At 72.4% G+C, this 9,523-nt stretch carries 10 protein-coding genes; 5 read left to right on the forward strand and 5 right to left on the reverse strand.

Features of this window, described 5'->3' with window-relative positions:
• Positions 1-53 precede the first annotated feature (53 nt).
• From QMF80_RS27070 to QMF80_RS27085, 4 genes are all read right to left on the reverse strand, one after another.
• Entirely contained in the window at positions 54-659 is a 606-nt protein-coding gene (locus QMF80_RS27070) for a MarC family protein (protein WP_283457836.1), read from the reverse strand.
• Between the two features lie 107 nt (positions 660-766).
• Entirely contained in the window at positions 767-1,639 is an 873-nt protein-coding gene (locus QMF80_RS27075) for a PHP domain-containing protein (RefSeq protein ID WP_283457799.1), read from the reverse strand.
• A 212-nt stretch (positions 1,640-1,851) separates the two neighbouring features.
• A complete protein-coding gene (locus tag QMF80_RS27080; protein ID WP_283457801.1) occupies positions 1,852-2,499 on the reverse strand; it encodes a DUF6758 family protein in 648 nt (215 codons plus the stop codon).
• Between the two features lie 123 nt (positions 2,500-2,622).
• Positions 2,623-3,219: a suppressor of fused domain protein gene (locus QMF80_RS27085; RefSeq protein WP_283457802.1), complete on the reverse strand. Its 597-nt coding sequence runs from the start codon at positions 3,217-3,219 to the stop codon at positions 2,623-2,625.
• A 338-nt stretch (positions 3,220-3,557) separates the two neighbouring features.
• Between QMF80_RS27085 and QMF80_RS27090 the strand changes: the two genes are divergently transcribed.
• A complete protein-coding gene (locus tag QMF80_RS27090; protein WP_283457804.1) occupies positions 3,558-4,673 on the forward strand; it encodes a magnesium and cobalt transport protein CorA in 1,116 nt (371 codons plus the stop codon).
• A 32-nt stretch (positions 4,674-4,705) separates the two neighbouring features.
• The gene (locus QMF80_RS27095) at positions 4,706-5,218 is read left to right on the forward strand and encodes a hypothetical protein (protein WP_283457806.1); all 513 of its coding nucleotides are present in this window, start codon (positions 4,706-4,708) and stop codon (positions 5,216-5,218) included.
• Between the two features lie 12 nt (positions 5,219-5,230).
• Here the strand turns inward: QMF80_RS27095 and QMF80_RS27100 are convergent, their stop codons facing one another.
• A complete protein-coding gene (locus QMF80_RS27100; protein WP_283457807.1) occupies positions 5,231-6,070 on the reverse strand; it encodes a hypothetical protein in 840 nt (279 codons plus the stop codon).
• Positions 6,071-6,233: 163 nt separating this feature from the next.
• On the opposite strand from QMF80_RS27100, the gene QMF80_RS27105 reads away from it, so the two are divergent.
• The 3 genes from QMF80_RS27105 (at position 6,234) to QMF80_RS27115 (ending at position 9,481) form a co-directional block, all read left to right on the forward strand.
• Positions 6,234-7,505, forward strand: coding sequence for a magnesium transporter MgtE N-terminal domain-containing protein (locus QMF80_RS27105; RefSeq protein ID WP_283457809.1), 1,272 nt, complete (start codon positions 6,234-6,236; stop codon positions 7,503-7,505).
• A gap of 202 nt (positions 7,506-7,707) precedes the next feature.
• Positions 7,708-8,247 carry a DUF1003 domain-containing protein gene (locus QMF80_RS27110; protein WP_283457839.1) on the forward strand — a complete coding sequence of 180 codons (540 nt, stop codon included), beginning with the start codon at positions 7,708-7,710 and terminating at the stop codon, positions 8,245-8,247.
• Between the two features lie 43 nt (positions 8,248-8,290).
• Positions 8,291-9,481, forward strand: a complete 1,191-nt coding sequence (locus tag QMF80_RS27115) for an Mrp/NBP35 family ATP-binding protein (protein ID WP_283457811.1) — start codon at positions 8,291-8,293, stop codon at positions 9,479-9,481.
• The last annotated feature ends 42 nt before the right edge of the window (positions 9,482-9,523 follow it).

A 9,523-nucleotide genomic window follows, 5' to 3' on the forward strand; every position in this document is an offset into this window, starting at 1 on the left:
GGCGTTCGCATGTGCGGAGCTGAGCGGATCCGAACGTTCCGCTTCTCCGGGGCTCAGGCGTTGTGGACCACCTGGAGCACGCCGTTGATGATCTGCTGGACCGCGATGGCGGAGAGCATCATGCCCGCGAGCCGGGTCACCAGCACCACGCCGCCGTCCTTGATGACCCGGATGATCACCAGCGAGTAGCGCATGGTGATCCACAGCACCACGTGCATCGCGATGATCGCGGACCAGACGGAGAGCTGTCCGGAGAACCCGTCCGCCTTCTGCACCGCGAGGATCACCGAGACGATCGCGCCCGGTCCGGCCAGCAGCGGCATGCCCAGCGGCACCAGGGCGACGTTCACGTCCTTGGTCTGCTGGGGCTCGTCCGTCTTGCCGGTCAGCAGGTCGAGGGCGATGAGCAGCAGCAGCAGACCGCCCGCGATCATCAGCGCGGGCACCGAGACGTGCAGGTAGTCGAGGATCTGCTGGCCGCAGATGCCGAAGACGGCGATGACGCCGAAGGCGACGCACACCGCCTGCCAGGCCATCCGGCGCTGCACCTTGGCCGGGCGGCCGGAGGTCAGCGCGAGGAAGATCGGCGTGATCCCGGGGGGATCCATGATGACGAAAAGGGTGAGGAAGAGGGAGCCGAAGACGGCAAGATCGAACACAGTGATGCCTTGTGCCTTGCAGGAGAAGAGGGGTGTGAGGGAGGTGAAGGGCGCGCGGGGGCGTACGGGAACGCGCGCGGGGCGCGGGTCCACGGCGTACGGCGTACCTACACGCCGGGGTGAGCACTTCCGCCCGCGCCGGGCACCGGGAAGGCCCCGGTGGCGCGGCGCGTGATCTCGCCGTAGATCTCGGGGTCGGTCGTGTACTCCCCGAGCCGGCAGGTCTTGCGGCTGCCGTGGTAGTCGCTGGAGCCGGTCGTCAGCAGGCCCAGCTCACCCGCGAGGCCGCGCAGCCGGGCGCGCGTGGCCTGGTCGTGGTCCATGTGGTCGACCTCGACACCGTCCAGGCCCGCCGCCGCGAGCTCGGCTATCGCGCTCTCCGGCACGCACCGGCCCCGCTTGAAGGCGAGCGGGTGGGCGAGGACGGTGACCCCACCCGCCGCCTTGACCAGCCGGATCGCCTCGAAGGGATCCAGCTCGTGCTTCTGGGCGTGGGCCCGGCCGCCGTCGGCAAGCCACTGCGGGGTGAACGCGTCCGAGACCGTGGCCACGACGCCCAGCTCCACCAGGGCGGTGGCGATGTGCGGACGGCCGACCGAACCCTCGCCCGCGATCCGGGCCACCCGCTCCCAGGTGACGGGTACGCCGAGGTCCTGGAGCTTGCCGACCATCGCCCGCGCGCGCGGCACCCGGTCGTCCCGGACCAGCTCCCGCTCGCGGAACAGCTCGGGCTCGGCGGGATCGAACAGGTACGCGAGCATGTGCAGCCCGATGCCGTCGAGACGGCACGACAGCTCGGCTCCGGTGACCAGGGTCAGCCCCGGCGGCGCCGCCGCGATCGCCTCGGCGTAACCGCCGACGGTGTCGTGGTCGGTCAGCGCTACGACGTCCAGCCCGGCGGCGGCCGCGTTGCGGACCAGCTCGGCGGGGGTGTCCGTACCGTCGGAGGCCGTGGAGTGGGCGTGCAGATCGATGCGCACGGCACGGCTCCAGGGGTCGGACGGACGGGGGACACCCCAGGATAACCGGGCAGTAGGTCCTGCTCTGGCCAAGGCTTGACGGGCGTACGGGGGAACCGGGCGCCGCCCGGCGGGACGGGCCGCGCCGCGCAGGGCGAGGCAGGTCGTGCGCCGTCGCCGGGCGCCGCGACCCGGTGCACCTTCCCGGTCACGGCGCCTTCCCGGTCACGGCACTAGGCGGCCCCGCCCAGGATCCGGGGGCTCAGCGCCCCGCACGGCAGGAGTTCCACCTCGGCGCCCGCGTCGCGCAGATCGGTCAGCACCAGCTCGTCGTACATCAGCAGCCCGGACTGCTCGGGCCACACGACGGCCCACAGCCACAGCCCGCACGCCTCCCCCGCGAAGACCGCGCGGTCCTCGGGCGTCCCGGACACGTGCCACATCGGGGTCGGCCGCCCGGCGGCGACCACCTTGGAATGCGGTGGGGAGGAGACGTCGATGAAGGGGCCCGGGTCGGGCCCGTCGATGCCCGCGTACCGCGCGCCCAGGCCCACGCCCAGCTCCTCCGCGACCAGCACCAGCTCGCCGATGCCGCCCAGCGGACCGGGTCCGGAGCACGCCACCGCGGTGGCCCGGCCGCCGCTGCGGTCGTCCCCGGCGGCCGCGACCCCGGTGAACAGCCAGCCGACGGGCAGCGGCCACGGCATCCACACGGGCACCCGGGCCCGGCGCACCACGACGCCGAGGCCCTCGACACTGGGTGGGATGACGGGCTGCAGGGGATGGACGGCGCCGTGCGCAGTGCACTGCCAGGAGTCAGCGAAAAGACCGGGCGCCCTGACCCGGCCACCGCACTTCGGGCAACTCGGTTCGCCCCTCATACAGAGCCACGCTCCTCCCCGTGCGCCGCCGCGTCAAGAGACGATCACCCGTCCGGAGTCGATACCTGCCCCCGGTGGCGGCTCCCAGTCCCGCGCCCGGCCCTCGCGGCGCGTCCGTCGCCCTCAGTCCAGCGCCACCGAGGCGCGCCGGGGGTCCCGCAGATCCGTGCCGCGCGCGAGCCAGCGCTCCTGGAGGGCCGCCGCACCGTGCACCCGCTTCCAGGCGGCCTCGTTCGGGGTCATCGGCAGCAGCGGCAGGAACCGCACCGGGTCCATCGGGTCGGCCAGCTCCAGGTCCTCCACCAGCCCGCCCGGTTCGGCGACCAGTACGGAGCTGAACGGCGCTCCGGGCCACAGCGGTTCGCCCACGTCCAGCGAGGCCCCAGGCGACACCACGAGCCCCTCGACCTGCGGGGAGGCCCCGAGCACCGCGAGCGGCCGGAGCACCTGGTCGGTGGGCACCAGTCCTCCCCGTACGGTCAGGACCAGCTCGGCGCGCGGACCGCGGACCGGATCGGAGACCACCACCGTGGGGTCGCCCATCGGCTGCGCGGACATCCCGAGGGTCGCGTAGCGCACCAGGGTGCCCCCGGCGTCCCCGTCGGCGAAGCGGAGCACCTCGATGCGGTCGGTGCCGAGGAACGTGACGGCGGCGCGGGCGTCGGGCTCACCCAGAGCGGTGCGCAGCCGGGCTTCGACGAGTGCCAGAATTTCTGCCATGGGGCGAGCATAGAACTCCTATCGCCGGGGTAAAGGCAGGCTCTTGACCATCCGTCGGCTGTTACTGTGGGCCGCTGGCCGGGGCCACGGGCAGAAGCCTGGATAGATGCCCCGGTGACGGGACTTCCCCCACGGGGGACCGGCCGGAGGAGGTGGGGCTGCAATGGGTCGAAGTCGATCGTGCAGTACCAACAGCTCTTCCAGGGGCGCCTCCCGCTCCCTTTGAGCCGAAGAGCGACGGCAGAAACATTTCCTCCCGTCCTGCTTCCTTCCGCCTGCCTGCCCGCGGCGGAGGGTCTCCCAGCCGCGTGGTCCGCAGCCGCGCGAAGGAGCCTGCCATGTCGATGCTGCCCTACCTCCGCGCGGCCGTACGTCCCGCGCTGCGCAGGTCCACCCCGGTCCAGTCCGGCTACGACACCACCCGTGACCCCTCCACGAGCAGCGCGGTCGTGGACTGCGCGGTCTACCGCGGGGGCCGCCGGGTCCAGGGACCGCTCTGCCTGAACCCGCGGGAGGCGATGCGCCGGGTGCGGGAGGACGGGGGCTTCGCCTGGATCGGCCTGCACGAACCCACCGAGGCGGAATTCGCCGGGATCGCGGCGGCCTTCGGACTGCACCCGCTCGCCGTGGAGGACGCGGTGCACGCACACCAGCGGCCGAAGCTGGAGCGCTACGACGACACCCTCTTCACCGTCTTCAAGACGATCCACTACGTCGAGCACGCCCAACTCACCGCCACCAGCGAGGTGGTGGAGACGGGCGAGGTGATGTGTTTCACCGGCCCGGACTTCGTCATCACCGTCCGGCACGGCGGCCAGGGCTCCCTCAAGGGGCTGCGCCACCGGCTCCAGGACGATCCCGAGCTGCTGGCCAAGGGCCCCTCGGCGGTGCTGCACTCGATCGCGGACCACGTGGTGGACGGGTACATCGCGGTGGCGTCGGCGGTGCAGGACGACATCGACGAGGTGGAGAGCGAGGTCTTCGCCGCCCCCGCGAAGGGCAGTCCGCGCGGCGCGGACGCGGGCCGGATCTACCAGCTCAAGCGGGAGGTCCTGGAGTTCAAGCGGGCGGTGTCCCCGCTGCTGCGGCCGATGGAGCTGCTGAGCGAGCGGCCGATGCGGCTGGTGGATCCCGACATCCAGAAGTACTTCCGCGACGTCGCCGACCACCTGGCGCGGGTGCACGAGCAGGTCATCGGCTTCGACGAGCTGCTGAACTCGATCCTTCAGGCCAATCTGGCGCAGGCGACGGTCGCGCAGAACGAGGACATGCGCAAGATCACCTCGTGGGCGGCGATCATCGCGGTGCCGACGATGATCTGCGGGGTGTACGGCATGAACTTCGAGCACATGCCGGAGCTGCACTGGCGCTACGGCTACCCGATGGTGATGGCCGCCATCGCCGCGAGCTGCTTCGTCATCCACCGCTCGCTGCGCCGCCACGGCTGGCTGTAGGCCGCGCCGCCCGCCCTGGCTACCCTGTGGGCATGACTTTCAGCACGCTCGACCTGGCCCTCGTCGAGGAGGCCACCAAGAAGTCCGGCCTGATCTGGGTGCGCGGGACCGGGCCCGACCGGGCGCTGTGGCACGCCTGGGTGGACGGCGCGGCGCACGTGCTGGGCGACGGGCCCGGTGAGCAGCCCTTCCCCGGGCTGGCCGACGGCGGGGCCGCCGAGGTGACCGTACGCAGCAAGGACAAGGGCGGCCGCCTGATCTCCTGGACGGCCCGGGTCACCGAGCTGGCCCCGCACGGGGAGGCGTGGGAGGCGGCGGTGGCCGAGCTGAAGGGCAAGCGGCTCAACGCTCCCGACTCGGAGCTGATGACCGAGCGGTGGGCGCGCGAGTGCCGGCTGCTGCGGCTGGAGCCGGTGGCGGCCACCACCGAGCTGCCGGACGGCTCGCTGGCCGCGCGCCCGCTGCCGACCACGGCCATCACCCGCGAGCCCGCCCCGGCGGCGCTGCCCCGGCTGCTGCTCAAGCGCAAGAAGGCCCGGGGGTAGGACGGACGGGGCTCAGCCCCCGCTGCCCGGGTCGGCGCCCTGGCCGCCGGAGGCCGTGGAGTCGTCGGAGCCGCTCGCGCGGGGGCTCGGGCTCTTGCCCGTCCCGGTGCCGGAGCCCGTACCGGTGCCCTTGGTCGTCGGCAGCTGGGAGCCGTAGTCCACGGTCTCGTCCTGCGCCGGCGGGGTCAGCGGGAACTGCGCGCCCCACTCGGTCAGCTCCACCAGCCCCGCCCCGCCCGCGCGTTCCATCCGCAGCGGGTAGGGGGTGCCCTCCAGGGAGACCGCGAGCTTGCCGCCCTTGCCCCCGTCGGAGGTGACCGTGACCGCGCGGGTGCGGCCGACCTGGGTGTAGTCGGCGCCCTTGGCGAGCTTGCCCCCCAGGCCGAGCAGCCCGTCCAGCAGGACGTGCATGTCGGTGAACCCGCGGAACTGCTTGTACGAGGGGTCCGCCTCGGGCACCTTCACGTACTTGTCGCCGAGCTTCCCGGCGGCCTCGGACTTCCCCCAGAACGCCGCGTCGGCCTTCAGGTAGAGCTGGTCCCCCACCCGCAGCAGCCTGAAGGTGTTGTCCTTGGACTTCACCTCGCCCGAGCCACCGTCCGACTTCAGCTTCATGTCGAGGGTGAAGGACTTCCCGCCGCTGACCAGGGTCCCGGACAGGTGGACCGCTCCGGCCGCGGTGGCGGCGGCGCGGGCCTTGCCCTCGATCTTGTCCGCGGACAGTTTGCCGACCCCGTTGGTGCCCTTGTCGGGGTCCTCCCCGCAGCCCGTGGCGGCGATGGCCAGACCCGTGCAGAGGACCCCGATGGCGGTGGCCCGGCGCAGCCGTGCGGCGGGGAAGGTGGCGGTCACGGGCGGGTGCCTCTCGTCGTTCGTCTGCGAGCAGCAGGCAGCGTACCCGCACCCCGTTTGCGGCCCGGGCCCGGGCGGACCGCCCCACCAGGGCGGTTTCCCACGGCACGGGCTAGCCTGAGGGGCGGCAGAACTCTGGATCGACGCTTTAGGAGGCGCTCGGATGGTGGCAGGCGCCCCACGGATCTTTGTGTCGCATCTGTCGGGCGTACCCGTCTTCGATCCCAATGGCGACCAGGTCGGCCGGGTCCGCGACCTGGTCGCGATGCTGCGCGTGGGCGGACGGCCGCCCCGGCTGCTGGGTCTGGTCGTCGAAGTGGTGAGCCGTCGCCGGATCTTCCTCCCGATGACCCGGGTCACGGGGGTGGAGTCCGGTCAGGTCATCACCACGGGCGTGATCAACATGCGGCGCTTCGAGCAGCGCCCCACCGAGCGCCTGGTCCTGGGCGAGCTGCTGGACCGCCGGGTGCGGCTCGTCGCCGACGACGAGGAGGTCACCGTCCTGGACGTGGCCATCCAGCAGCTCCCGGCCCGCCGGGACTGGGAGATCAACCGGATCTTCGTCCGCAAGGGCAAGGCGGGCGCGCTGCGCCGCCGCGGCGAGACCCTGACCGTGGACTGGTCGGGGGTGACCGGCTTCTCGCTGGAGGAGGACGGGCAGGGCGCCGAGAACCTGGTCGCGACCTTCGAGACGATGCGCCCGGCCGACCTCGCGAACGTACTGCACCACCTGTCGCCCAAGCGGCGCGCCGAGGTGGCCAACGCCCTCGACGACGACCGGCTCGCGGACGTGCTGGAGGAGCTGCCCGAGGACGACCAGGTGGAGATCCTCGGCAAGCTCAAGGAGGAGCGCGCCGCCGACGTCCTGGAGGCGATGGACCCGGACGACGCGGCCGACCTGCTCTCCGAGCTGCCCGAGGACGACAAGGAACGCCTGCTGACACTGATGCGGCCGGACGACGCGGCGGACGTGCGGCGGCTGCTGTCGTACGAGGAGCGCACGGCGGGCGGTCTGATGACCACCGAGCCGATCGTCCTGCGGCCGGACGCCACGGTCGCGGACGCGCTGGCGCGCGTACGGCAGTCGGACCTGTCCCCGGCGCTGGCGGCGCAGGTGTACGTGTGCCGTCCGCCGGACGAGACGCCGACCGGCAAGTACCTGGGCACGGTGCACTTCCAGCGGCTGCTGCGCGATCCGCCGTTCACGCTGGTCAGCTCGCTGGTGGACACGGACCTGCCGCCGCTGCGGCCGGACGCCTCGCTGCCGGCGATGACCAGCTACCTCGCCGCCTACAACATGGTCGCGGTGCCGGTGGTCGACGAGAGCGGCTCGCTGCTCGGAGCGGTGACCGTGGACGACGTACTGGACCACCTGCTGCCGGAGGACTGGCGCGAGACCGATTTCCACTCCGAGGAGTCAGAGCATGGCCGGTGAGCGGGGGCGCGAGCCAGCGCGGGAACCGGGGCGCGAGCGGCGCCGGGAGCGGCGCGAGCAGGCCAGGGAGCAGGCGCGCGAACACGGGCGGGAGCACGGGTTGTCGGACCGGCTGGACGAGGTCGCGGGGAAGGTGCGCGCCGAGCGGGCGGACCGCCACGACCGGGCCGAGCGCGAGGCGCGCGAGGGCCGGGCGGAGCGGATGAAGGCCGGTCAGTCGACCGGTTCGAGCGCGCTGTCGCGCTCGCGCGTGCGCCTTGACCTGCCACGGCCGGCCCGGCGCCGACTGCTGCCCGAGTACGACCCGGAGGCCTTCGGGCGGCTCTCGGAGCGGGTGGCGCGCTTCCTCGGCACCGGCCGGTTCATCGTCTGGATGACGGTCGTCATCATCGCCTGGGTGCTGTGGAACATCTTCGCGCCGCCCTCGGTCCGCTGGGACGAGTACCCGTTCATCTTCCTGACCCTGATGCTCTCGCTCCAGGCGTCGTACGCGGCGCCGCTGATCCTGCTCGCGCAGAACCGCCAGGACGACCGCGACCGGGTCAACCTGGAGCAGGACCGCAAGCAGAACGAGCGGTCCATCGCGGACACGGAGTACCTGACGCGGGAGATCGCGGCGCTGCGGATGGGTCTGGGCGAGGTGGCCACGCGCGACTGGATCAGGTCGGAGTTCCAGGACCTGATCAAGGAGATGGACGAGCGCAGGCTGTTCCCCGCCGAACGTGACGAAGGCGACCGCTGACAGTCTTACCTGGGGCGCGCTACCGAGCCGTACCATCGGGTTCATGGCTACCGACACAAGCTCCGCCGCCGTGCCCGAAGAGGGCGTGCCCGACCAGGCCGTACCCGATCAAGACCTGATCCTGGACGCGCTGGCGACGGTGAACGACCCCGAGATCCACCGGCCGATCACCGAACTCGGCATGGTCAAATCGGTGGAGGTCGGCGACGGCGGCGCGGTCGCCGTCACCGTCTACCTGACGGTGTCGGGCTGCCCGATGCGCGAGACCATCACCAAGAACGTCACCGAGGCCGTCGAGCGGGTCGCGGGCGTCACCTCGGTCGCCGTCACGCTGGACGTGATGAGCGACGAGCAGCGCAAGGACCTGGCGGCCAACCTGCGCGGCGGCACCGCCGAGCGCGAGGTGCCCTTCGCCCAGCCCGGCTCGCTGACCCGCGTGTACGCCGTCGCCTCGGGCAAGGGCGGCGTGGGCAAGTCCTCCGTCACGGTCAACCTCGCCGCCGCGATGGCGGCCGACGGCCTGAAGGTCGGCGTCGTGGACGCGGACATCTACGGCCACAGCGTGCCGCGCATGCTGGGTGTCGAGGGCAAGCCGACCCAGGTCGAGAACATGATCATGCCTCCGTCCGCGAACGGCGTGAAGGTCATCTCCATCGGCATGTTCACCCCGGGCAACGCGCCCGTGGTGTGGCGCGGCCCGATGCTGCACCGCGCGCTCCAGCAGTTCCTGGCGGACGTGTACTGGGGCGACCTGGACGTGCTGCTGCTCGACCTGCCGCCGGGTACCGGCGACATCGCGATCTCGGTGGCGCAGCTGGTGCCCAACGCCGAGATCCTGGTCGTCACCACCCCGCAGCAGGCCGCCGCCGAGGTGGCCGAGCGGGCCGGTTCGATCGCCGTGCAGACCCATCAGAAGATCGTGGGCGTCGTCGAGAACATGTCCGGGCTGCCCTGCCCGCACTGCGACGAGATGCTCGACGTGTTCGGCTCGGGCGGTGGCCAGCAGGTGGCCGACGGCCTGACGCGGACGACCGGCGCGACGGTCCCGGTGCTCGGCTCCATCCCGATCGACGTCCGGCTGCGCGAGGGCGGCGACAACGGCCAGCCGGTGGTGCTGGCCGCCCCCGACTCCCCGGCGGGCGCCGCGCTGCGCGCGATCGCGGGCAAGCTGGGCGGCCGCGCGCGCGGCCTGGCGGGCATGTCGCTGGGGATCACCCCGCGCAACAAGTTCTGACCCCGCCGCAGGCGGTACGCGCGAAGGGCACCACCGATGCGG

Source organism: Streptomyces sp. G-G2, assembly GCF_030063135.1.
In the GTDB taxonomy this organism is placed as follows: Bacteria; Actinomycetota; Actinomycetes; order Streptomycetales; family Streptomycetaceae; genus Streptomyces.